Genomic DNA, 21,306 nt, shown 5'->3' on the forward strand with positions numbered 1-21,306 from the left:
CACCGCGCGGGCGCCGGCGGCGCCCCTGCCCGCGACCGCCCTCGCCGCGCCGGACCGCGCGCCGGAAGGCCCGGCGCTCGAGGCTGCCCGCGGCCTATTGCGCGGCGCCCGCCGCCCGGTGCTGGTCGCCGGGCTGGAAGCGAACCGGCCCGAGGCTTGCGCCGCGTTGCGCGACCTGGCGGCCCGGCTCGGCTGCCCGGTCCTGGTGACCTACAAGGCCAAGGGCGTGCTGCCGGATGCCGACCCGCTCTTCGCCGGCGTCTTCACCGGCGGCGAGGCCGAGGCGCCGGTGCTGCGCGAGGCCGACCTGATCCTGCTGGCCGGGGCGGATCCGGTGGAGTTCATCCCGCAGCCCTGGCGCTACGCCGCACCGGTCATCGACCTCGGCACCGCGCCGCGGCCGCTGCAATACCGGGCGCCGGCCGCAGCGCTGTATGGGCCGCTGGCCCCGGCGCTCGCGGCGCTGGCCGAGGCGGCGGCGCCTGGCGCCTGGGATGCCCGGACGATCGCCGCGCATCGCGCCACCTGGCTTGCCTGCCTGGCCAATGCGCCCGGCGGCAACCGCGGCCTCTCGCCGCAGGCCGTGGTGGAGATCGCCCAGGCGGCGTGTCGCGCCGCGGGCCGCGACCCGCGCATCTCGGTCGATGCAGGCGCGCATATGTTCCCCTGCACCACCTTCTGGCAGGCGACGCGGCCGGGAGACCTGCTGATCTCGAACGGGCTGGCGACCATGGGCTTCGCCCTGCCCGCCGGCATCGCCGCCGCGCTGCACGACCCGGGTCGCGGCGCGCTGGCCTTCACCGGCGATGGCGGGCTGCTGATGGCGCTGGGCGAGCTGGCGACGGCCACCGCGCTGGGGGTGAAGCTGACCATCGTGGTGTTCAACGACGCGACGCTCTCGCTGATCGACATCAAGAAGGGCGGGCGCGACCTGCCGGGCGGTGCGCTCGGCTGGCCTATGGCGGATTTCGCCGGGACCATGCGCTCGCTCGGCGGCATCGGGTTGCGGGCAGCGGACGAAGCCGGCTTCCGCGCGGCGCTGGCCGAGGCGCTGGCGGCGCCCGGCCCGGCGCTGCTCGACGTGCGGGTCGATCCAGGCAGCTACCCGGCGCAGATCAAGGCGCTGCGCGGATGAACGACCGCTTCGCCATCACCACGCCGGCGCAGCTCGCAGCCGCCTACGAGGCGCCGCACCCGCGCTTTCTGGCCAAGGTCACGGACCGGCTGGAGGCGACGTCCCTCGCCTTCATCGCCGCCTCCCCCTTCTGCATCCTGGCGACCACGGGGCGGCACGGCCCGCATGCGACGCCGCGCGGCGACGCGCCGGGCTTCGTGGTGCCGCTCGACGATCGGACGCTCGCCCTGCCCGACCGGCGCGGCAACAACCGGCTGGACGGGCTGCGCGACATCCTCGACGATCCGCAGGTCGCGCTGCTCTTCCTGATTCCCGGGGTGGGTGAGACGCTGCGGGTGCACGGGACGGCGCGGATCACCACCGACCCGGCGTTGGGTTCGCGCTTCGCGGTGGCCGGCCGGTTGCCCGCCACGGTGCTGCTGGTGATGGTGCGGGAGGTCTATGCGCATTGCGCCAAGGCGCTGATGCGGTCCGGGCTCTGGGCCGGGCGGGAACGGCCGCCGGGCGTGCCGACCAACGGCGCGATGATCGCGGCGCATACCGCCGGCGGCGGGATCGATCCGGCGGAATACGAGGCGGAGTACCAGGCGCGGATCAAGGCGCAGCTCTATTGAGCGGAAAGGTCGGGGAGAAGGTATTCTCCCCGAACGTCTCATCTGTTTGTCTGAGCCGGCAGCCGACGCGCGGCGCCATCCGACCTACGAAAAGGAACGGTGGGACTGTTGTTCCTCCCCGACCTTGCCTCAGAGCGCCGGCGCCCGCCGATGCCAGTCGGTCACCTGCTGATAGGCATCCGCCGCCCGCAGCACCGTGGACTCGGCGAAGGGCCGGCCCGCCAGCTGCAACCCGACCGGCAGGCCGCGATCGTCGAAGCCGCAGGGCACGCTGATGGTGGGCAGGCCGAGATAATTGAATGGCCGGGTATTGGCCGAGACCGCCATGAATCGTGACCAGTTGGCCGGGTCGGCGTCGATGTCGGTCTCCGCCAGCGTCGGCACGCGGGTGCGCAGCGTCGGCGTCGCCACCAGGTCGAAGCCGGTCAGGGTTTCCGCCACGAATTCCCGCAGCAGGGGGCCGCGCCGCGCCAGCTCCTCGACATAGAGGTGCGCCGGGACCGCATAGCCGCCGAACAGGCGGGCGGAGAGGTGGGTCGCGTAGTCGCCCGGCTGCTCGCGCATCCAGTGCGCGTGGATCGCCGCGCCCTCCACCCGGCTGACCAGCGCGGTATAGGCGGCGACCGCCCGCAGGCTCGGCGCCTTGACCCGCGTGACCTCGGCCCCGGCGGATTTCAGCGTGGCCAGCGCCGCCTCGAAGGCGGTGACCACCGGCGCATCGGCGCCGTCGAGGAAATAGGACTCGCAGACCGCGATCCGCATCCCCTGCACATCGCCGGTCAGCGCCGCCTCGTAGTCCGGCACCGGCTCCGGCGCGCTGGTCGGGTCCTTCGGATCGCGGCCGGCGATGACCCCGAGAAAGCGCGCCGCGTCGCGCGCGGTCCGCACCAGCGGGCCGACATTGTCGGCCGAGAAGCTCAGCGGCATGACCCCCGCGCGGGAGACGCGGGTCTGCGTCGCCTTCAGGCCGGTCACGCCGCAGAGCGTCGCCGGCAAGCGGATCGACCCGCCGGTGTCGCTGCCAAGCGCCGCGGTGAAGAAGCGCGCCGCGACGCCGGCACCGGAGCCGGAGGAAGACCCGCCCGTGCAGTAGTCGAGGTTCCAGGGGTTGTGGCAGTCGCCGTGATGCGCGTTGTGGCCGGTCGGGTTCTGCGCGAACTCCGCCATGTTCAGCGTGCCCATGTCGATCGCGCCGGCGGCGTCGAGCCGCTGCAGCACGGTGGCGGTCGCCTTCGGGGTGAATTCCTTGCGGATGGCGGAGCCGCAGGTGCTCACCTTTCCGGCACGGTAGTACATGTCCTTGTGCATCATCGGCGCACCAGCGAGCGGGCCCGGCACAGTCCCCACGGCACGCGCCTTGTCCTGCACGGCGGCGGCCTCGAGCGCCGCCTCGCGGTCCAGGCGGACCACCGCGTTCACCTTGCCGTCCTGCGCCGCGATCCGCGCGAGGCTGGCGCGCACCAGGGCTTCCGCCGCGACCTCACCGCGGGCGAAGGCATCGGCGGCTTCGGTCATCGACAGCGTGGTAAGGTCGCTCACTGGGCAGCCCCCTTCTGCGCTGGCTCCATGCAGTCGCGCAGCGCGGCCTCGAAGCTGCTCGGCTCATCCTCGAAGACCACGGTGCCGCGCAGCGCCTCGAGCTCGGCGAGCAGCGCGACGTAATCGGCCAGGCCCAGGCGGGCCGCCTCGTTCGGCAGCGACACGCCGCTCCAGCGGCTAATCGCCTCGAGGGTCGGCACCACGAGGTCGGGTTCGGTCGGCATGGCAATCCCCTTCGGCAGCACCGCCCGGCGGCGCCTTCGGAGCCAAGGGTAGCAAGCCGCGTGCCCGACAACAGTCCGAGCGTCATAGTTGAACAGAATCGGTCGTATAATCTATTTTTGCGATATCCCTCAGAGAGAACCAACAATGCGCCGCCTTGTCTTCCCCCTTCTCCTGCTCGTCGCCGCCGCCGCGCCAAGCCTTGCCGCCGAGCCGAAGCCGAAGCGGGAGCCGACGCCTGCCCAGCAGGCGCAGCAGGACAAGATGCGACAGTGCAGCGCCACCGCAAAGGAGAAGGGCCTGCATGCCGACCCGCGCAGGGCCTTCATGAAGGACTGCCTAGCGAAGCGCAGCGCAGGCTAGGAGAAGGCCGCGGCGGGCAGCAACCTGTCGCCGTGCCGCGATGGTCCGAACGCGAGCAGTCATGACCGACACCGGGGGACAGGGGCGGCGCGGGCGTCAGCCAGGGGGGCTGAATGAACGCCGGATGGGGGTGCGCCGCCCCTCAGCCGACGCTTGTCGGGCCGTCCAGCACCTGCCGCACCTTGCGGCCGAGTTCCAGCCGTCGATAGGGCTTGTTGATGACCTCGAACTCCGACCCGCCGACATCGACCCGCTCGATCGAGGTCTCGGCATAGCCGGTCATCAGCAGGACCTTCAGCCGCGGCCGGCGCCGCCGCGCCTCACGCGCCAGCAGCACGCCGTTCATGCCGCCCGGCATGATCAGGTCGGACAGCAGCATGTGGACCAGCCCGCCGCCATCCAGCACCGCAAGGGCCTCCCGCCCATTGGCGGCGCGCAGCACGCGGTAGCCGAAATCCTCGAGGAAGGCCTGGGTAACGTCGCCGACGTCGGGCCGATCGTCGACCACCAGCACGCACTCGCTGCCCGGGCGGTCCATGGCGCGCTGCACAGGTTCGGCCGCCGGGCGGCTCTCGCCTTCATCCGCCGGGAAGTAGAGCCGCACCGTGGTACCGACGCCTTCCTCGGATTCGATGCGGACCGCGCCACCCGATTGCCGGGTGAAGCCATATACCATGGATAGCCCCAGGCCGGTGCCCTTGCCCTCCTCCTTCGTCGTGAAGAAGGGCTCCAGCACGCGGGCCCTGACCTCGGCCGACATGCCGGCGCCGGTATCGGTGACCGCAACCATGGCATAGCGGCCGGCAGGCAGGCCGGCGAAATTCGCGGCCTCCTCAGGACCGACCACGATATTGGCGGTCTCCACCGTGACCCGCCGCAGCGGACAGCCGGCCATGGCGTCCCGTGCATTGATCAGCACGTTCAGCAGCGCGACCTCGCACTGGCTCGGATCGATGCGGCAATTCCACAAGTTCCTGGACAGGGCCAGCGTCAGCTCGATCCCCTCGCCCAGCGTGCGACGGGCCATGTCGTGCATGCCGCGCACCGCTTGGTTCAGGCTCAGGACCCTGCCGTCGAGCCGCTGCTTGCGGGCAAAGGCGAGCAGCTGCTGCGTCAGGGTGACGGCACGCTCCGCCGCTGCCTGTGCATTGGTCAGACCGCGCTTCTGCCGGGCAATGTCGATAGGGTCGCGGTCGAGCCCCTGCAGCAGCAGCTCCTGATAGCCGAGCACCACCTGCAGCAGGTTGTTGAAGTCGTGCGCGATGCCGCCGGTGAGCTGGCCCAGTGCCTCCATCTTCTGCGCCTGGCGCAACGCGTCTTCCGCGTCGCGGCGGCGGGAGACGTCGAGCTGCGACCCGAAGAAATAGAGCAGCCCGCCCTGCTTATCGAGCACCGGGGAGACGAAGAGCGCATTCCAGAAGGACGAGCCGTCCTTGCGGTAGTTCAGGATCTCGGTCGCCAATTCGGTGCGGTCGCGGATGGCGTCGCGGATCGCAGAGACCGTCTCGGGATCGGTCTGCGGGCCCTGCAGGAAGCGGCAGTTGTGGCCGACGATCTCATCCCAATCATAGCCGGTCATCGCCAGGAAGGCTTGGTTGGCGAAGATGATCGGATTGTCCGGCTGGTGCGGGTCGGTGACGATCATCGGCATCCGGGTCGTCTCGACCGCGGCGAAGAAAACCTCGCTGTGACGGTTGTTCGGATCGAATGGCGGGCCGGCATCCAGCGTTGGTCGAGGACCAGCCGCCGGCTTCTCGGCAGGGGTGCGGTTCATTGCGTCTCTTGAGGTATTCGCGCCGGGGGCGGGGCGGGTGTCAGGTACGGAATAGTAGAATGCGCGCCTTGTAGTCACCGGTTGCCGGCGAAGTGGGACACGATGCTGCGACAGCCGGCCGGTCAAGCCGGTCAGCGCTGCGCCGGGGCCGCTCCGCCGCCTTGCGATCCCTGCCCTACCCTGGCCAGCCGCTCGCACTGGCTGTTCTCGCCAACGCCGAGCTGGATTGTCGGCAGCAGCGCCAGCGGGGCGAAGAGCACGCCGAGCCCTGCCGCCGCCCCGGCCCGCGCACCGATCTCGCCGAGATCGGGCGCAATTTCGGGAGACTTGAAGCTGCCGGTTATGCCGATGCTGGTGGGCAGCGAGCCGATGCTGAAATGCTTGCTGTCGGTGCGCAGCCGGAGGTTCAGCACCTCCTTCCCCAACCCCGCCAGGCCGCTGCCCGAGACGACATGGCTCTCGGTATCGAGCAGCAGGGTGCGGACCGAGAGCGCGCCCTGGCGCAGGCCGAAATCGCCGATCAGGCACTCGATCTGCGTTCGTTCCGGAATTCCCAGCGCCGAGAGCAGCGCCCGGCCAAATTGCAGGCCGGACAGGTCGGCCAGCAAGGCACTGATATTGCCGCCGACGGATACGACGGTGAGCGAGCCGTTGCCGTTGCCCAGCATCTCCGACAGCGAGCGCCCGGTGGTCTCGATGCTCCCGACCCCACCCAGGCTGCCCGCACCGCCGGCGCCGGCCGCCTGCATCAGGCGGGAGATGTCGACCCGACGCAGCTCGATCTCCGCCTTGGCCCGCAGCATGCCGTTCTCCTGCGGCGTCAGGGTGGCATCGGCGCTGATCTCGCCGCGGCCGACCTTGAAGCTGCCGGGATGCAGGCGGATGACGCCGTCGACTATGTCGAGCGCCATCTCGAGCCCATCGAAGGGGATACCCTTGCCGCGGATGCTGTTTGCCTTGTAGCGGACATGGATATCGGCCGCCTGGAGGCGCGGGATATTGATCGGCGTGGTCGGAATCAGCCGTGGGCTCGCCGCGGCTCGGGCGATCTCCCGCCGCTGCTCCGCCGTCTGGCCGGGCGTGCCGGCGCGACCCGGCGTGCCGCCGATGACGCCGCCGAGATCGGCAAGATCGACTCGTTTCGAATGCAGGTCCGCGGTGAAATCGGTGCGGGCGCCGGTCGAGACGGTGTAGGCGCCGGCGATGTCGCTGTTGCCTACGCGGCCCTCGACATCGGTGAAGCGGAAGCGGCCGGCGGCATAGTCCAGCCGTCCAGTGGCGCGGAAGGGCGGGGTCGCTGGGATCGGTACGCCAGTCAGCGCGCTGAGCCGCGCCATGTCGGGTGTCTCGACTTCGAGCCGCAGGTCGGCGCCGGCCAGCTTCACCGGATCCTTCACCGTGCCCTTCAGCCTGACCCGGGTCGGGCCGTTGGAGAGCTGCAGGTCGACTGGCCAGGGCCGTTCGGCGTCGCGCAGGTTCAGCACCGCGCCGCCACGGAACGCCGCGCTGATGGGCTGGGCGGCATAGGTGCCATCGGCGTCGGCGAGCAGGGCCGGTTCCTCGCCGGGCGGCTCCTCGGTCTTCAGGTCGACGTTGAAGTCGGCCTTCAGGCCGGCAATGGCGGCATGCACCTTGCCGTCGCGGATGCGCAACGCACCGACCTGCGGGCCGCCGCCATCGGCACCCTCACCAGGCGGGCCGGGAGCATCGAAGGCGTAGTTGGTCGTGCCATCCGGCCGGCCGACCAGTTCAACCTGCGGCCGGTCCAGGGTGACCGAGGGGATGACGACATTGCCGCGCAGCAGCGGGGCAAGGGCGACATCGACCTCGGCCCGCGGCAGGCGAGCCAGGGGCGGGTCGTCCGCGAAGCCGGGCGGGTTGCCAACGCGCAGGCCCTCCGCCGTGACGGTGATGGTGCGGCCCAGCTTCACATGCAGGTGTTGCAGCGTCACCGGCCGGCCAAGCTTGGCGGCGGCCTGGGCTTCGATGACCGGAATCAGCCAATCCCAGCGGAACAACGCGAGGAACAGCACGAGCGCTGCCAAAGGCAGCCCCACCCCCAGGCCCCAACCCCACGCCCGGCGATTCGCCATGCTCTCCCTTCCTGCCCTGTCCAGGCCCAAGCGCCCGAGCGGCGGGAGGGTTCAGTGCGCAGCCGGCCGGTCAGGCGGCGGCGGGCCGCCGGGGACGACGCTTCTGCAACTTGGCAAGGTCGGCCAGCCGTCGATCGAGGAACTGCATGGCGCCGAAGATCGAGGGGTCCTCGTCCCGCAGCCACCAGGCAATGGTCGCGGTGTAGATGGCACCGAGGGTCGCCCGGCGGGTATACCAGGAGAAATCGGCCGAGGTGTCGCCGGCGGCATGCCACATGGCATCCACCGCCCCGGCCGTCGCCCGCAGCCCCTGCGGCGCGTTCCAGGGCAGCGCCAGCAGGGCAAGCGCCCGGCGCAGCGCCGCCTTGTGCGGCGCCATGGCGATCAGCCGCAGCTCGACCACCCGACGGATCCGCTGCGGGACGCGCAGCGCGGCAATGTCCTCGGCCGCGGCGGCCGCCTCCATCTCCCCGTTCACCAGGTCGATCCAGGCCAGCACGGCACCGACCGGCCCGGTCGGGAAATGGCTCTCGGCCAGGGCCGGGTCCTCCCCCACGGCACGCAGGCCGGCGCGGAGCGAGCCCCAATTCCAGCCATCCCGGGCAGCGATCGGCAGGATGGCGCGGATCGCCCGGTCGCGGGCGTCGCTGTGCTCAGTCATCGGCCGGCGCTGCCGGCGGCGCGGGCCAGCTCCTCGGTGAAACCGAACAACGACAGGTCCGGCATGCGCATCGGGTACATCACTCCGTCCAGGTGGTCGGTCTCGTGCTGCATGACCCGGGCCGTCATGCCTTCCGCCTCGCCCTCCACCGGATTGCCCTCGGCATCCAGGCCACGGAAGCGGATCCGTTTCAGCCGGGTGACGCAGCCGCGCAGGCCGGGGATGGACAGGCACCCTTCCCAGGCGCTCTCGACCTCCTCCCCCACTGGCTCCAGCTCCGGGTTGACCAGGGCGGAGACCCCGGCGGTGCCACGCCACACGAACAATCGCAGCGGGACATGGACCTGGGGTGCCGCCAAGCCGATGCCGGAGGCGTCCTGCATCGTTTCAACCATGTCGGCGATCAGCCGGCGGATCTCCGGATGGGTCGGGTCGTCGACTGGCTCGGCCTCCCGCAGCAGGACCGGGTGGCCCATGCGGGCGATCTTCAGGATTGGCATTGGGAGCCTCCGCCGGTTTCTGTTGCCGGAGAGGGAGATAGGATGGACCTTCCGGTCCGGCGAGGGCTTCCAGTCGGGGCGGGAACCATGCTAGAGGCCCCGTCTCCGCAATACGGTAGGGGGTACCGCGCGGGGTCCCGAGCTCGTCGGGGCCGCCTGGAACCGCCTGCCGCTTGCGGCCGTTTGCTTTTGTCCCAACAGCGATAGGAGGCTGGGCCGCGTGCAAGTCGTCGTCCGTGACAACAACATCGACCAGGCGCTGAAGGCGCTCAAGAAGAAGCTGCAGCGGGAAGGTGTGTTCCGTGAGATGAAGCTTCGCCGCCATTACGAGAAGCCGTCCGAGCGCCGTGCCCGCGAAGCCGCCGAGGCCGTCCGCCGCGCCCGCAAGGTCGAGCGCAAGCGCCTGGAGCGCGAGGGCTTCTAAGCCCGTTCCGCCCGTCCGACGGGCGGCACCTGACCGAAGCAGCCGCGGCACGGGGATGACCCGTGGACCGCGGTTTCGCTTTTTGGGGGCTTCATCATCGGCCCGCCCCGGCGCAGTCTTCCGTCCTCGGACGGGGGAATAGCTGATGGAGACGATTCGGGAAGCCCGCGGATGCAGCGCCCCATGATGCGGCTGCACTGGTCCTCCCGCTCCCCTTTCGTCCGCAAGGTGATGGTGGTGGCGCATGAAGCTGGGGTCGCCGGGCGGATCGAACGCATCCCGACGGTGGTGGCCCTGACCAAGCCGGACCCCGAGGTGCTGCGGCGCAACCCGCTGGGCAAGATCCCTACCCTGCTGCTCGAAGATGGCAAAGCGTTCTACGACTCGGTCGTAATCTGTGAATACCTCGACGGGCTGGGCGGCGCGGCGCGGCTCTTCCCCGCGGCCGGGCCGGCGCGGATCGAGTCGCTGCGGCGCCACGCGCTCGGCAATGGCGCGATGGATTTCCTGCTGCTGTGGCGCGGCGAACTGGGCCGGGCGGCGCCCGACCAGCGCATCCTCAACAACTTCGCCGCCAAGCTGTCAGCCCTGCTGGCGGCGCTGGAGGCCGACGCCGACGAGTTGTCGGCCGGCCCCTTCGAGATCGGCCGGGTGGCGATCGGCTGCGCGCTTTCCTACCTCGACTTCCGCTGGCCCGAGGCCGGTTGGCGCGCGGGCCATCCCGCCTTGGCGGCCTGGCATGCCGGCTTCGCCGCCCGGCCCTCGGTACAGGCGACCGAGCACGTGGACGCCTGACACCCTTCGCCACGACCCGTCCCGCGCGCTGGCCTGCCGCCGGCGCCGGGGCTAGGCTCGCCCCAACCGGGCGAAGCCGGGCGGGGGAGATGGACCATGCGGCCATTGCGGATCGGCGACGTCACGATCACCAGCATCGTCGAGCGCGACGGCCCCTGGCGCCGCCCGGCCGAGATGTTCCCCGCCTATGACGCGGCCGTCGGGGCGAAGCACCTGGCGACGCTGGACCCGGTGGTCTTCGAACCGGCCACCGGCCGGATGGTGATCACCTACCAGACCTTTGTGGTGCGGACGCCGAAGCACACCATCCTGGTCGATACCTGCACCGGGGAAGATAAGGGCTATCCGGCGCCCATGGACTTCCCGAAGCAGCCCTGGCTGGACGGCTTCGCCGCCGAGGGGCTGCGCTTCGAGGATATCGACTACGTCTTCTGCACCCATCTGCATATCGACCATTGCGGCTGGAACACGCGGCTGGTGAATGGACGCTGGGTGCCGACCTTTCCGAAGGCGAAGTACGTCTTCCACAAGCGCGAATACACGGCCTGGGAGGAAGCGACGGCGCGCGGCGCCAACCCGCCGGGCAATGTCTGGCGCTACAACTGCGAACCCGTGGTCGCCGCCGGGCAGGCGCTGCTGGTGGACGACGATTTCGCGCTCGACGACTGCATCACCCTGCAGCCGACCCCGGGCCATGCGCCCTGCCATTGCTGCATCAACATCCGCTCGGGCGGTCAGCGGGCGGTCGTGACCGGCGACCTGATGCACCATGCGCTGCAGGTGCGGGAGCCTGACTGGTCCACCATCTTCGACTGGGACCCCAGGATGGCCGCGGCCGCCCGGCGCAAATTCTTCGACGAGGTCGCCGATACCCCGGCGGTGATGCTGCCCATCCATTTCCCCGGCCGGACGGCCGGCCGCATCACCGGCGGCGTGGCCGGCTTCGACTTCAAGTTTCTTTAGGGGAAAAGCCCATGGCCCGCCTGCCCTACCTAGAGAAATCCGACCTCAAGCCGGAAGACCAGGACCTGCTGAAGCGCGAGATCACCCTGCACAAGGCGCTGGTGAACAGCCCCGGCGCGGCACGCGCCTTCAGCACCCTCGGCCAGTACATCCGCTACGGCGCCAAGCTCGACCCGCGCCTGCGCGAACTGGCGATCCTGCAGGTCGGCTGGCTGGCGCGCTCGCCCTATGAATGGTCGCACCACGTCAAGATCGGCTACGACTTCGGCGTCACCGACGAGGACATCGAGGCGATCAAGGCCGAGACCCGCGGCGAGGCCACCGCGCTCGACCCGCTCGCCCGGCTGGTGCTGCGGGCGGCGCGGGAGGTCTTCGCCGGGCCGGGGATCGGGTACGAAACCTTCGCCGCGCTGCGCGCCGCGCTCGACAACGACGCCATTGTCGATCTCACCGTCACGGCCAGCTTCTACTGCGCCGTGGTGCGCGTGCTGGCCTCGCTCGAGGTGGATGTCGAGGACAGCTACATGCCCTACCTGCGCAAGCACCCCTTCCCGGTCTGACCGAACCAGAGGACACCCCGATGAGCGCCAGCGAGACCCCGCGGAAGCCCCGCGGCCGCCTGTTCTTCGCCAATCCCGGCCCGACCAACATCCCGGACAGCGTGCTGCTGGCGACGGCCCACCACACCGTGGACTTCGCCGATCCGGCCTTCGGCGAGGTGTACTGGGCCTGCATCGAGGGACTGAAGCGCGTCCTCAAGACCCAGCAGGAAATCTTCCTCTACACCGGCTCAGGCCATGCGGCCTGGGAAGCCTGCCTGGCCAACCTGCTCTCGCCGGGCGACACCATCCTGGTGCTGGAGAGCGGGCATTTCTCGCAATCCTGGGGTCGCATGGCGACCGACCTCGGGGTCGAGGTGCAGACCGTCGCCGCCGACTGGCGTCGTGGCGTCGACATCGCCGCGGTGAAGGCGGCGCTGGCCGCCGATACCGGGCATGCCATCAAGGCGGTCGGCGTGGTGCACAACGAGACCTCGACCGGGATGATGATCCCGATCCCCGAAGTGCGCGCGGCGCTCGACGCCGCCGGGCATCCGGCGCTGCTGCTGGCCGACACGATCTCCTCGCTCTGCAGCCTCGATTTCCGGATGGACGAATGGGGCGTCGATGCCGCGGTCGGCGGCAGTCAGAAGGGACTGATGCTGCCGACCGGGCTCAGCTTCACCGGCGTTTCGCACAAGGCGCTGAAGGCGCACGAGTCCTCGAAGCTGCCGAAGCACTACTTCAACTGGAGCGCCATGATGAAGCGCCCGCTGAAGAGCTTCCTCGGCACCGTGCCGACCAGCTTCTTCTTCGGCCTGCAGGAATCGCTCCGGTTGATGGAGCAGGAGGAAGGGCTGGAGAACGTGTTTGCCCGGCATACCAGGCTGGCGACCGCGGTGCGGGCGGCGGTGCAGCACTGGTCGGGCAACAACGGCCCGCAGCTCTTCTGCACGACGCCGTCGCGCTACTCGGACAGCGTGACGGCGGTGCTGATGCCGGAAGGGGTGGATGGCGATGTCTTCCGCCGGGTGGCGATGCAGCGCTTCAACCTCTCGCTTGGCGGCGGGCTGGGGCCGCTAGCCGGCAAGGTCTTCCGCATCGGCCATCTCGGCGACCTGAACGAGCCGATGATCCTCGGCACCCTGGCGACCGTGGAATTGGCGATGAAGGTCGCCGGCGTGCCGCACACGCCGGGCGGGGTGGACGCGGCGATCGCCACGCTGGCCTGAAACAAGGTACGAAACCGTAATAATGTGCGCGCCGCTCGCGGTTACGCCCGTGCCGCGGCGGCGTTGCGTCTCCGGAGGCTGGTCCCGCGGTCGCGGGATGCCGCCGCCGAGGTCCATGAACCGACCGGAGACAGCATCCCGATGCGCAACCGCACCCTGCTCGCCTTCGCCCCGCTCGGGGCCCGCCACACTACCGCCGGCCTGGGCCAGGATGTCTCGCGCACCGGCCGCGCGATCGAACGCGGCGCGACCAGGGCCATGGCCTGATGCGGCCGGGCGGAAGCGGCGCTGCTCCCGCCTTCTGCGCGATCAGGCCTTCAGCACGAAGTCCCGCAGCACCTCCGGCTTGAAGGCCAGGCCGTGGCCGGGGCGCTCGGGGGCGATGATGTGCCCGACCTCGTAGATCGGCGGGTCGACCCAGACATCGTCCAGCAGGCCCATATTCTCCGCCCACAGCCCGTTCGGGATGCTGGCCAGCAGGTGTACATTCAGCTCCGGAAACAGGTGCGGCGCCATGGTCATGCCCCAGGTGTCGGCGACCGTGGCGATCTTCCGCAACTCGGTCAGCCCACCGCGCATCGGGTCGGGCTGCAGGATCGGCAGGCGCGGGTTCTGCAGCACCGGCTTCAGGTCGGCCCGGCCGAAATGCGTCTCGCCGCCGACCACGCGCGTGGTCAGCGCCTCGGCGCAGCGGAGATAACCGGCAAAATCGTCCGGCAGCACCGGCTCCTCGATCCAGTAGGGATCGTAGTCCTGGAAGGCACGGCCGGCGATGATTGCCTGGTCGGCAGTCCAGCCCATGTTGATGTCGATCATGATCTCGACATCCGGCCCGACCACGTCGCGCACCATCCGCAGGTTCCGCACGTCCTGCCGCCAATCGCCGATATGCGCCGCCTGCATCTTGATGGCGGTATAGCCCAGGTCTGCGAAGTGCTTTGCCTTGGCCGCCATGCCTTCCCCGAGCGCACCGCGGAAGCAGCCGCTGCCATAGGCGGGAATTCGGCTGCGGACATGGCCCCACAGCCGGTGCAGCGGCAGGCCCGCTGCCTTCCCCACCACGTCCCAGAGCGCGATATCAATCGCCGATTGCGCCATCATCGTCACCCCGCCGCGCCCGCCGGTCAGCGTCGCGCGCCAAAGGTCCTGCCAGATGCCCTCGACCTCGGTCGCGCTGCGGCCGACGGCGCGCGGCGCCAGGGCTTCCGCAATGCAGGCGCCGATCGTGCGCTGCAAGGGCAGGTTCAGCAGATGCAGGTAGCCCATGCCGGTAAGGCCCGAGGCGGTGACGACCTCCACCACCACTAGGTCGCGCTGCTTCCCCAGCGCATGACCGAAGAGCCAGGGGTCGTCCGCCCAGGGCAGCTGCAGGAGCGTGGTGCGGATCTCGCGGATCGTCAGGTCGGTCATTATGTTTCCTCTCCCTTCACCAGGATGGCACGCCAGAGCGACCAGCACAGCGCCAGCGCCAGCAGCCCCAGCCCGCCGGTCAGCGCGCAGGCCATGGTCGCGCCCAGCACATCGGCGGCAAGGCCCAGCGCCAGGAAGCCGATCGGCCCGAGCCCGATGCAGACCGACAGCAGGCCGAGCACGCGCATCCGCACCTCGGCCGGTGCCAGCAGGTAGACCAGCGTCGCCTGCATGATGCTGAAGCCGGACTGGCCGAAGCCGACCAGCAGCAGCGCGGCGCCAGCGAACGTCGCATTCGGCGCCACCGCGAAGCCGGTGACCATCAGGAGATAGAGGCTCAACCCACCGACATAGAGCCGCGCATACCAGGCCGGCCGCGCCAGCGCCGCCATCAGCAATGCGCCCGCAAAAGCGCCGACGCCGTCCATGCTGGCCAGGATGCCGGTCGCTTCCGGCCCGAGGCCGTAGCGATGCTGCGCCACCACCGGTACCAAGCTGGTGAAGGGCCAGCCGAAGATGTTGAACAGGATCGTGACAACGAGCGTGCCGCGCAGCCGGGGCGAGCGGCGGACCGCCTGCAACCCCTCCCCCATCCGCGCCAGCACGCCCTCCCCGCCCGGGGCCACCGCCGCGCTGCGATAGCGCAACGTCACCGCGGCAACCAGCGCGAGAAGGTAGAGCGCGACGGAGACGACAAAGCTTCCCTCGATGCCGACTGCGGCGAACAGCAACCCGGAGATGGTCGGGCCCAGCATGCGGCTGGCATTGTTGCTGCCGACATCGAAGGACATCGCCTGACCCATGCCCGCGGGGCCGACCACCTGGCCGATAAGCATCCGCCGCACCGGGTTGTCCGCGGCCCAGGCGATGCCGTTGACGAAGCTGGCGAGGGCGAGGTGCCAGACCGCCAGCAACCCTGCCATGGCCAGCGCCGCGAGCGCCGCCGAGGTCAGCAGGCTCACCAGCACGATGGCGGTGAGCGCACTGCGCGGCTGCACGCGTTCCGCCAGCACGCCGATCGGTGCGCCGAAGAGTCCCATTGGCAGGATCCGCAGCATGCCCATCATGGCGACCAGGAACGCAGAGCCGGTGGCCTGCCAGACGAAGATCGAGACCGCCAGCATCTCCAGCCAACGGACCATGAAGACCACCAGCCCGATGCCCCAGAGCCGGCGGAAATCGGGATAGGCGAATGGGCGCGGCGAAGCATCCGCCGGCGCGGTCAGGCTGGTCGTTCCCTCCATGGCGGGCATGGTGCAGCCGATTGGCGCGGGCCGCCAGGGTGGGCATACTGGTTTCGACCAACCGTCCGAGCGGCGCCCGGCCGCGGCCCGAAGCCGTGAATCGGCCGGTCAAAAAGACGTCCAGGGAAGACCCGCCATGCGTCCCTTCGAAGGCATCCGGATCATCGACATCACGCATGTGCTGGCGGGGCCCTTCGCGGCCTACCAGCTGGCGCTGCTCGGCGCCGACGTCATCAAGGTCGAGCCACCGGGCGATCCCGACCAGAGCCGCGACAGCGGCCCCGACCCGGCCCTGAACCGGGCCAATATGGGCAGCTACTTCCTGACTCAGGGCTCCAACAAGCGCGCCATCACGCTCGACCTGAAGCGGCAGGCAGGCCAGGACGTCCTGAAAAAGCTGGTGGCCGGTGCCGACGTGCTCGTCGAGAACTTCCGCCCCGGGGCGTTCGAGGCGCTGGGCCTCGGCTGGGAGGCGCTCAGCGCCATCAACCCGCGGCTGATCTACTGTTCCATGTCCGCCTTCGGCCAGAAGGGCCCGCGCGGCGTGCAGACCGCCTATGACCACGTCATCCAGGCGACCTCCGGCATCATGGCGGCGACCGGCACCCCGGAAGTGAACCCGATCAAGTTCGGCGCACCTGCGATCGACTACGCCACCGGCACCATGGGTGCCTTCGCGCTCTCGGCCGCGCTGTTCCAGCGGGAGCGGACCGGCCGCGGCCAGCGGATCGACCTCGCCATGCTCGACGTCGCACTGATGATGCAGGCGAGCCATGTGACGGCCTTCCTGGCCTCTGGAAAGGCGGCGAAGCCGAGCGGCAACAAGCATCCACAGGCGACCAACAGCGCCTACAAGACCAAGGATGGCATGGTGATGCTGGGTGCCAGCAACCTGCGGCAGCAGAAGCGGCTCTGGGCGGCACTCGGCCGACCGGAAATGGCGAAGGCGACCAACGAGCAGCGCCTGGCCGCCCGCGACGCCGAGGAGTCGCTGCTGGACGAGATCATGCTGAACCGCACGGCCGACGAGTGGGAGGAATACCTCCAATCGAAGCACGTGCCGGCAGCGCGGGTGCGGCGGATGGAGGAGGCGCTGGCCGATCCGCACCTCGCTTCACGCGGCGTGGTCCACCGCTTCGAGGGCGGCGCGCCCGGCGTGCCGCAAAGCTTCGGTGTGCCGGTCGCCGCCTTCACCCTGGCGCATGGCGGGCCTCAGGTGGACAGCCCGCCGCCAATGGTTGGCCAGCATACCGACGCGGTGCTGAGCGGGCTCGGCTATTCGGCCGACGAAATCGCCGCGCTGCGGGCCGGCAAGGTGGTCTGAAGAGCGAAAGAAGGATTTGGGGGGAACAGTGTTTCCTCCCCAAATCCCTCCATCCCTTTTTTTAAGTTGGAACCCGACTCGGAAAACCGATGGGGTCCGGGGGAACACCTTCCCCCGGCCTTGCCTTTTCTCTCAGGCCGCGGCGGAAGGCCGCGCCTTCATCCGCTCCATCAGGCCGGTCACCGCGGTCAGCTCCGGATTCACCGTTTGGCCGACCTGCACGCCGAAGTCGAGGAAGCAGAACAGCATGATGTCGGCAAGCGACAGGCGGTCGTCGCAGACGAACTCCCGCCCCTGGATCAGCCCGTCCAGCCAGGCCAGCTTCTCCTGCGCCGTCAGCTTCAGGTCGTCGGCCGCCTGCGGGATGCAGCGGATGCGGTTCTGGAAGAGCTTGAGGCCTTGGCTGAAACGGAACCCGTTGATCATCGGCTCGACGATGTTGAGGTCGATGCGCCGCGTCCACATCCGCGTTTCCGCGCGCTGCTGCGGCGTGTCGCCGATCAGGCTGCTGCCCGGCGAGATCTCGTCCAGGTATTCGCAAATAGCGGTGATTTCGCCGAGGACGGAGCCGTCGTCGAGCTCGAGGCAGGGCATCTGTCCGGCCGGATTCTTCACCAGGTAGGCCGGCTGGCGGTTCTCCCCGCCGCGCAGGTCGATGGTGGTCTTTGGCAGATCGATCCCGCGCTCGGCCATGAACATGCGGACGACGCGGGGATTCGGCCCGATCGAATCATAGAGCATCATCGTCTTGTTCCCCCCTTGGTTCAGGCTTTCGCTACCATGCTCCACATCGCCCCGACCAGCGGCACGGTGGCGACCAGCCCCCAGACGATCCAGCGGCGGCCGAGCACGAAATAGGCCTCCGGGATCTCCCCGCCTGCAGCGAAGCCGCGCGCCATGCGCGCCTGGCGGACCTGGATCGGCACCAGCAGGAAAAGCCATATCATCCCGGCAAGGACGAACTGCACCTCCGACCAGACCAGCCAATCGTCGCGCAGCGGGTCCATGCCCGCCATCCACGCCGCGGCGAAGCCGCCGACGACCAGCAGCAAGATGCCCCAGAAGGTGAAGAACCAGTCGGTGATGGTTACCAGGCGCTGGGCGAAGCCGATGATGCGCGCGTCGCGCGTGCGGTCGGCATAGATCTTCCAGATCGAGGTGACCGTGACGTTGCCGACCAGCAGCACCATGCCGGACAGGTGGATCAGCTTCCAGAATTCGTAGCTCACCGGGCCATCAGCGCCCCAGCCACACGGCCTGTGCCTGCAACGCGATCTGCGCGACACGCGCCGCCACCTCCTCGGCGGTGATCGAACTGACGGGATGGTCGATCACCACGGGACGCAGCCCCGGCATGCCGAGGGCGGCGCGGGTCAGCGCCGTCTCCTGCACGAATTCGGTGGTGACGATGCAGGCGGAGGGCACGCCCATCCGTTCCAGCGCGATGCTGTCCCGCACGCAGCAGGAACAGCAGGACCCGCAATCGCCGATCGCCGTCAGCACGATGTCGCAATCGGTGGCCAGCCGCGCGATCAGATCCGGGTCGGCATCCTTGGAGAAGCTGTGCTTCACCGCGTAGGTGACGGCGGCAAAGCGCAGCGAGCTCTCCAGCGCTGCCTGAGCCCCGCGCAGCAGCTTGCTGGCGTTCCATTTGCTGTTGTCGAGGATGCCGAGGCGCAGCCCGTCCAGCGCGGCGGGACGCGGCGCGATCGGCGTCTCGGCGCTCTCGACCCGGCCGCGCGGGTCGAAGACGAAGCGACTATCGGCATCAAGTGTCGTGAGCATGGCTTTCCCTTCAGATCGCGCAGACGCCGCCGACGCAGTCGGGGCCTTCGGGCGCCGTCGCATCGCCGACCGGCCGTAGCACCGGCGTGTTCATGTGCCCCCAGCCCGGGATGAAAGCGGAGAACCGCCCGGCATGGCCGCCAACGACGAAGAGGTGGATGTTGTCCGGGCTCGGCACGATGGGGATGCGGCTGTCCGGGTCCCGCTTGTACCATTTCGGCAGGTTGCGGTTGTAGACGCGGCCATAGCGATGGTCCCGGGTGATGAGCCGGAAGACGTTGCCGCTGTGCATCCAGAGATAATGACGGATGTCGTGCCGGGTCCAGCCATGCCGCGCGATGTCGCGCGCATGCTCGAGCCCCAGCGCCACCGCGCAATGCCCCGACAGCACCGCGTTGTTGGACGCGATGGTGCTCATCGCCGAGCAGATGGTATCGAGGATGCCCTCGGGGTCGTTGCACTGGTGGTCGGTGACGCTGTGCGGCGCCTCCGCGGCCATGGCGAAGACCGTGCTGTCACCGGGCTTCCAGCCGTGTTCGACGTGATAGGGCGCGAAGGGGCTCTCCGCCTCGTTCTCGCAGATGGCATAGCTGTACTTCGCCGGGTTGCCGAGCGTGCACTTGTCGAGGTCGGGCGGATGCGCACCCCCGACATTCAGCATCACCAGCCGGATGGCGCGGCCGATGGTGGCATTGGCACGGTTGCCGGGGCCGAAGGCATTGGCGCCGCCATTCATGCCGGCCGCGCGCGCCGCCGGCCCGTTCACGATGACCAGGGGCGCGGCCATGTGGGTCGTCGCCTGCACGCCATTCAGGTTGAAGGCGGGGTCACACAACGCCAGCATCGCCGCCCGCAGCACCGAGGCATGGGCGGGCAGGCAGCCGGCCATGACGGCGTTGATCGCCAGCACCTCCCGCGTGAGCAGGCCCCAGCGCGGCGCGACCTTGCATTCCACCAGCTCGGGCTCGCCGCCCAACGCGGCGACGAAATCCGCCACCTTGGCCGGGGTCGGCGGCACCACCGGCAGCCCGTCCGTCCAGCCCGCGGCATAGTAGTATTCGACAAGGTCGGTGCCCGCCTCCACGGCGGTGGCGATCGACATGCGCGTCTCCCCTTTCGCGTTATCCTGCACCGCCCGGCGCCCGGCTTCCAGCCGCCCCCGATCGCGGGCTAGCATCACCCACCCACAAGGGAGGAACCCGCCATGATCCACGAGCTCCGAATCTACCACTGCCTGCCGAACCGCCTGCCGGCGTTGCTGAACCGCTTCAACACGGTCACGCTGAAGCTCTGGGACAAGTACGGCATCCGCCAGGCGGGCTTCTGGACCACCCTGGTCGGTCCCTCCAACCACGCGCTCTATTACCTCGTGGAATGGGAGAGCCTGGCGGAGCGCGAGGACAAGTGGAACCGCTTCGCCGCGGACCCGGATTGGGTGGCCGCCCGCACGGCGTCCGAGGCCGACGGGCCGATCCTTGAACGGGTCGAGAACATGTTCCTGCAGCCGACCGCCTTCTCCGCCGTCAAGTAGGCAGCGCATCCGGATGGCCGGCACCCCGACCTTCGCGACCCCGCCGGGCTTCCTCGGCATCACGCGGCAGGATCCGGGGGCCGGCTTCTGCATCGCCGGCGTGCCGCTCGACATCGGCACCACCAACCGCGCCGGCACGCGCGACGGCCCGGCGGCGATCCGCCGGGCCAGCCGCATGCTGGTGGATGGCGTCCACCCGCAGCACTGGACCGACCCGCGTAACCTCGACATCGCCGATATCGGCGACTTCGCCATCGCCCTCGGCGACATCCCCGCCAGCCTGGCGCTTATCGAGCAGCAGGCCGCCGCCTGCGCCCACATCATCAGCCTCGGCGGCGAGCACCTGGTGACCCTGCCGCTGCTGCGCGCCCTGGCAAGGCGGGGTGGCGGGCCGGTCGGGCTGCTGCACATGGATGCGCATGTCGACACCTGGGAGACGAATTTCGGCCAGAGCCTGGCGCACGGCTCGGTCTTCTTCCACGCCATCAACGAAGGTTTGGTCGACCCGAAGCGGATGATACAGGTCGGCATCCGCTCACCTGTGGATCGGGAGACCTGGGACTGGACCCTCGCCCAGGGTGTCACCGTGGTGACGGCGCAGGAGGCGCACGAGGCCACCCCCGCGGCGCTCGCCGCCCGGGTGCGCGGGGTGCTCGGCGCCGCGCCCTGCTACCTTTCCTTCGACATCGACGCACTGGACCCGGCCTTCGCCCCGGGGACCGGAACGCCGGAGGTCGGCGGCTTGGCCACATGGCAGGCGCAGGGGCTGCTGCGCCGGCTGGACGGCCTTGCCTGGGCCGGGATGGACTTGGTCGAGGTCTCCCCGGCGCATGACCAAGCCGAGATCACCGCGCTGGCCGGCGCCACCATGGCCTGGGAATACTTGGCGCTGCTGGCGAAGGGCTGAGATCGCGCGCCGGCAAGTTTCCGGCAAGCTACAACCGAATCCGGCGGTCATGCCCGTGGCTCCCCTGAGCCCCCACAAAAAAACATGGCAATTCCATCCGGGACGCACTATTTCTCCGGCCGCGCCACCCAGGAAGGGCGGCGCTGACGCCATCGCACGTGCCGCGAGCCCCGACCCGGTCCAGTGACCCGGGGCACAGCAACGACGGGACGCGTCCTTTCCGTCCATGCCGGCCCCTTCGGGGGTCGGGG

24 protein-coding genes are annotated in these 21,306 nt (G+C 69.7%); 12 read left to right on the forward strand and 12 right to left on the reverse strand.

Annotation, left to right across the window (positions count from 1 at the left end):
* Together E2C06_RS00005 and E2C06_RS00010 are read left to right on the forward strand one after the other, a co-directional pair.
* Positions 1 to 1,135, forward strand: a 1,135-nt coding sequence (locus E2C06_RS00005) for a thiamine pyrophosphate-dependent enzyme (RefSeq protein WP_133286526.1), incomplete at its 5' end; no start/stop codon positions are given.
* Complete coding sequence (locus E2C06_RS00010) at positions 1,132 to 1,749, forward strand: pyridoxamine 5'-phosphate oxidase family protein (protein WP_133286527.1); 618 nt, start codon at positions 1,132 to 1,134, stop codon at positions 1,747 to 1,749. The genes E2C06_RS00005 and E2C06_RS00010, both read left to right, overlap by 4 nt.
* A gap of 129 nt (positions 1,750 to 1,878) precedes the next feature.
* Here E2C06_RS00010 and E2C06_RS00015 read toward each other — a convergent pair whose 3' ends face one another.
* Both E2C06_RS00015 and E2C06_RS00020 read right to left on the reverse strand, forming a co-directional pair.
* On the reverse strand, positions 1,879 to 3,288 hold the full coding sequence (locus E2C06_RS00015) for an amidase (protein WP_241671034.1): 1,410 nt from the start codon (positions 3,286 to 3,288) through the stop codon (positions 1,879 to 1,881).
* Complete coding sequence (locus E2C06_RS00020; protein ID WP_133286528.1) at positions 3,285 to 3,512, reverse strand: hypothetical protein; 228 nt, start codon at positions 3,510 to 3,512, stop codon at positions 3,285 to 3,287. The genes E2C06_RS00015 and E2C06_RS00020 overlap by 4 nt, the downstream gene beginning before the upstream one ends.
* A gap of 145 nt (positions 3,513 to 3,657) precedes the next feature.
* Between E2C06_RS00020 and E2C06_RS00025 the strand changes: the two genes are divergently transcribed.
* Entirely contained in the window at positions 3,658 to 3,873 is a 216-nt protein-coding gene (locus tag E2C06_RS00025) for a PsiF family protein (RefSeq protein ID WP_133286529.1), read from the forward strand.
* A 142-nt stretch (positions 3,874 to 4,015) separates the two neighbouring features.
* On the opposite strand, the gene E2C06_RS00030 is transcribed toward E2C06_RS00025, so the two are convergent.
* The 4 genes from E2C06_RS00030 to def all read right to left on the reverse strand — a co-directional run bounded on the left by E2C06_RS00030 (position 4,016) and on the right by def (position 8,901).
* Positions 4,016 to 5,647, reverse strand: coding sequence for a histidine kinase famiy protein (locus E2C06_RS00030; protein WP_133286530.1), 1,632 nt, complete (start codon positions 5,645 to 5,647; stop codon positions 4,016 to 4,018).
* 131 nt (positions 5,648 to 5,778) lie between these two features.
* Positions 5,779 to 7,740 carry an AsmA family protein gene (locus tag E2C06_RS00035; protein ID WP_133286531.1) on the reverse strand — a complete coding sequence of 654 codons (1,962 nt, stop codon included), beginning with the start codon at positions 7,738 to 7,740 and terminating at the stop codon, positions 5,779 to 5,781.
* Positions 7,741 to 7,810: 70 nt separating this feature from the next.
* Positions 7,811 to 8,401 carry a COQ9 family protein gene (locus E2C06_RS00040; protein ID WP_133286532.1) on the reverse strand — a complete coding sequence of 197 codons (591 nt, stop codon included), beginning with the start codon at positions 8,399 to 8,401 and terminating at the stop codon, positions 7,811 to 7,813.
* The gene (gene def, locus E2C06_RS00045; RefSeq protein WP_133286533.1) at positions 8,398 to 8,901 is read right to left on the reverse strand and encodes a peptide deformylase; all 504 of its coding nucleotides are present in this window, start codon (positions 8,899 to 8,901) and stop codon (positions 8,398 to 8,400) included. The genes E2C06_RS00040 and def overlap by 4 nt, the downstream gene beginning before the upstream one ends.
* Before the next feature lie 220 nt (positions 8,902 to 9,121).
* Between def and rpsU the strand changes: the two genes are divergently transcribed.
* From rpsU to E2C06_RS00075, 6 genes are all read left to right on the forward strand, one after another.
* A complete protein-coding gene (gene rpsU, locus E2C06_RS00050; RefSeq protein WP_007006360.1) occupies positions 9,122 to 9,325 on the forward strand; it encodes a 30S ribosomal protein S21 in 204 nt (67 codons plus the stop codon).
* 171 nt (positions 9,326 to 9,496) lie between these two features.
* Positions 9,497 to 10,120 (forward strand): glutathione S-transferase N-terminal domain-containing protein, encoded by a 624-nt coding sequence (locus E2C06_RS00055; protein WP_241671035.1) that lies wholly within the window; start codon positions 9,497 to 9,499, stop codon positions 10,118 to 10,120.
* A gap of 96 nt (positions 10,121 to 10,216) precedes the next feature.
* Positions 10,217 to 11,083: an MBL fold metallo-hydrolase gene (locus E2C06_RS00060; protein WP_133286534.1), complete on the forward strand. Its 867-nt coding sequence runs from the start codon at positions 10,217 to 10,219 to the stop codon at positions 11,081 to 11,083.
* Positions 11,084 to 11,094: 11 nt separating this feature from the next.
* Entirely contained in the window at positions 11,095 to 11,643 is a 549-nt protein-coding gene (locus tag E2C06_RS00065) for a carboxymuconolactone decarboxylase family protein (protein ID WP_133286535.1), read from the forward strand.
* Positions 11,644 to 11,663: 20 nt separating this feature from the next.
* A complete protein-coding gene (locus E2C06_RS00070; protein WP_133286536.1) occupies positions 11,664 to 12,854 on the forward strand; it encodes a pyridoxal-phosphate-dependent aminotransferase family protein in 1,191 nt (396 codons plus the stop codon).
* 141 nt (positions 12,855 to 12,995) lie between these two features.
* Positions 12,996 to 13,121, forward strand: a complete 126-nt coding sequence (locus E2C06_RS00075) for an entericidin A/B family lipoprotein (protein ID WP_133286537.1) — start codon at positions 12,996 to 12,998, stop codon at positions 13,119 to 13,121.
* 42 nt (positions 13,122 to 13,163) lie between these two features.
* Here the strand turns inward: E2C06_RS00075 and E2C06_RS00080 are convergent, their stop codons facing one another.
* Both E2C06_RS00080 and E2C06_RS00085 read right to left on the reverse strand, forming a co-directional pair.
* Positions 13,164 to 14,264, reverse strand: coding sequence for a mandelate racemase/muconate lactonizing enzyme family protein (locus tag E2C06_RS00080; protein ID WP_133286538.1), 1,101 nt, complete (start codon positions 14,262 to 14,264; stop codon positions 13,164 to 13,166).
* Positions 14,264 to 15,517 carry an MFS transporter gene (locus E2C06_RS00085; protein WP_133286539.1) on the reverse strand — a complete coding sequence of 418 codons (1,254 nt, stop codon included), beginning with the start codon at positions 15,515 to 15,517 and terminating at the stop codon, positions 14,264 to 14,266. Before E2C06_RS00085 ends, E2C06_RS00080 begins: the two co-directional genes overlap by 1 nt.
* 127 nt (positions 15,518 to 15,644) lie before the next feature.
* Here E2C06_RS00085 and E2C06_RS00090 point away from each other — a divergent pair, with 127 nt between their 5' ends.
* A complete protein-coding gene (locus E2C06_RS00090; protein WP_133286540.1) occupies positions 15,645 to 16,832 on the forward strand; it encodes a CaiB/BaiF CoA transferase family protein in 1,188 nt (395 codons plus the stop codon).
* Positions 16,833 to 16,964: 132 nt separating this feature from the next.
* On the opposite strand, the gene E2C06_RS00095 is transcribed toward E2C06_RS00090, so the two are convergent.
* Genes E2C06_RS00095 through E2C06_RS00110 form a run of 4 tightly spaced genes read right to left on the reverse strand, consistent with a single transcriptional unit; the run spans position 16,965 to position 19,719 of the window.
* The gene (locus E2C06_RS00095; protein ID WP_133286541.1) at positions 16,965 to 17,576 is read right to left on the reverse strand and encodes a glutathione S-transferase family protein; all 612 of its coding nucleotides are present in this window, start codon (positions 17,574 to 17,576) and stop codon (positions 16,965 to 16,967) included.
* A 20-nt stretch (positions 17,577 to 17,596) separates the two neighbouring features.
* Entirely contained in the window at positions 17,597 to 18,061 is a 465-nt protein-coding gene (locus tag E2C06_RS00100; protein WP_133286542.1) for a DUF2269 family protein, read from the reverse strand.
* Positions 18,062 to 18,068: 7 nt separating this feature from the next.
* On the reverse strand, positions 18,069 to 18,617 hold the full coding sequence (locus tag E2C06_RS00105) for a UGSC family (seleno)protein (RefSeq protein WP_133286543.1): 549 nt from the start codon (positions 18,615 to 18,617) through the stop codon (positions 18,069 to 18,071).
* 10 nt (positions 18,618 to 18,627) lie between these two features.
* Positions 18,628 to 19,719: a hypothetical protein gene (locus E2C06_RS00110; protein WP_133286544.1), complete on the reverse strand. Its 1,092-nt coding sequence runs from the start codon at positions 19,717 to 19,719 to the stop codon at positions 18,628 to 18,630.
* Between the two features lie 102 nt (positions 19,720 to 19,821).
* Between E2C06_RS00110 and E2C06_RS00115 the strand changes: the two genes are divergently transcribed.
* Both E2C06_RS00115 and speB read left to right on the forward strand, forming a co-directional pair.
* A complete protein-coding gene (locus tag E2C06_RS00115) occupies positions 19,822 to 20,148 on the forward strand; it encodes an NIPSNAP family protein (RefSeq protein ID WP_133286545.1) in 327 nt (108 codons plus the stop codon).
* A 13-nt stretch (positions 20,149 to 20,161) separates the two neighbouring features.
* Entirely contained in the window at positions 20,162 to 21,055 is an 894-nt protein-coding gene (speB, locus tag E2C06_RS00120; protein ID WP_133286546.1) for an agmatinase, read from the forward strand.
* Positions 21,056 to 21,306: the final 251 nt, after the last annotated feature.

The organism is Dankookia rubra (genome assembly GCF_004355005.1).
Lineage (GTDB): Bacteria > Pseudomonadota > Alphaproteobacteria > Acetobacterales > Acetobacteraceae > Paracraurococcus > Paracraurococcus ruber_A.

Excerpts from the sequence above, each read along its gene's own strand:
- E2C06_RS00010 (WP_133286527.1), top strand. The coding sequence starts at position 1,132 with ATGAACGACCGCTTCGCCATCACCACGCCGGCGCAGCTCGCAGCCGCC.
- E2C06_RS00105 (WP_133286543.1), bottom strand. The coding sequence starts at position 18,617 with ATGCTCACGACACTTGATGCCGATAGTCGCTTCGTCTTCGACCCGCGC.
- E2C06_RS00060 (WP_133286534.1), top strand. The coding sequence starts at position 10,217 with ATGCGGCCATTGCGGATCGGCGACGTCACGATCACCAGCATCGTCGAG.
- E2C06_RS00055 (WP_241671035.1), top strand. The coding sequence starts at position 9,497 with ATGCAGCGCCCCATGATGCGGCTGCACTGGTCCTCCCGCTCCCCTTTC.
- E2C06_RS00030 (WP_133286530.1), bottom strand. The coding sequence starts at position 5,647 with ATGAACCGCACCCCTGCCGAGAAGCCGGCGGCTGGTCCTCGACCAACG.
- E2C06_RS00085 (WP_133286539.1), bottom strand. The coding sequence starts at position 15,517 with ATGCCCGCCATGGAGGGAACGACCAGCCTGACCGCGCCGGCGGATGCT.
- E2C06_RS00040 (WP_133286532.1), bottom strand. The coding sequence starts at position 8,401 with ATGACTGAGCACAGCGACGCCCGCGACCGGGCGATCCGCGCCATCCTG.
- E2C06_RS00080 (WP_133286538.1), bottom strand. The coding sequence starts at position 14,264 with ATGACCGACCTGACGATCCGCGAGATCCGCACCACGCTCCTGCAGCTG.
- E2C06_RS00115 (WP_133286545.1), top strand. The coding sequence starts at position 19,822 with ATGATCCACGAGCTCCGAATCTACCACTGCCTGCCGAACCGCCTGCCG.
- E2C06_RS00020 (WP_133286528.1), bottom strand. The coding sequence starts at position 3,512 with ATGCCGACCGAACCCGACCTCGTGGTGCCGACCCTCGAGGCGATTAGC.
- E2C06_RS00025 (WP_133286529.1), top strand. The coding sequence starts at position 3,658 with ATGCGCCGCCTTGTCTTCCCCCTTCTCCTGCTCGTCGCCGCCGCCGCG.
- E2C06_RS00065 (WP_133286535.1), top strand. The coding sequence starts at position 11,095 with ATGGCCCGCCTGCCCTACCTAGAGAAATCCGACCTCAAGCCGGAAGAC.
- def (WP_133286533.1), bottom strand. The coding sequence starts at position 8,901 with ATGCCAATCCTGAAGATCGCCCGCATGGGCCACCCGGTCCTGCTGCGG.
- E2C06_RS00095 (WP_133286541.1), bottom strand. The coding sequence starts at position 17,576 with ATGATGCTCTATGATTCGATCGGGCCGAATCCCCGCGTCGTCCGCATG.
- E2C06_RS00035 (WP_133286531.1), bottom strand. The coding sequence starts at position 7,740 with ATGGCGAATCGCCGGGCGTGGGGTTGGGGCCTGGGGGTGGGGCTGCCT.
- E2C06_RS00075 (WP_133286537.1), top strand. The coding sequence starts at position 12,996 with ATGCGCAACCGCACCCTGCTCGCCTTCGCCCCGCTCGGGGCCCGCCAC.
- E2C06_RS00090 (WP_133286540.1), top strand. The coding sequence starts at position 15,645 with ATGCGTCCCTTCGAAGGCATCCGGATCATCGACATCACGCATGTGCTG.
- speB (WP_133286546.1), top strand. The coding sequence starts at position 20,162 with ATGGCCGGCACCCCGACCTTCGCGACCCCGCCGGGCTTCCTCGGCATC.
- E2C06_RS00110 (WP_133286544.1), bottom strand. The coding sequence starts at position 19,719 with ATGTCGATCGCCACCGCCGTGGAGGCGGGCACCGACCTTGTCGAATAC.
- E2C06_RS00070 (WP_133286536.1), top strand. The coding sequence starts at position 11,664 with ATGAGCGCCAGCGAGACCCCGCGGAAGCCCCGCGGCCGCCTGTTCTTC.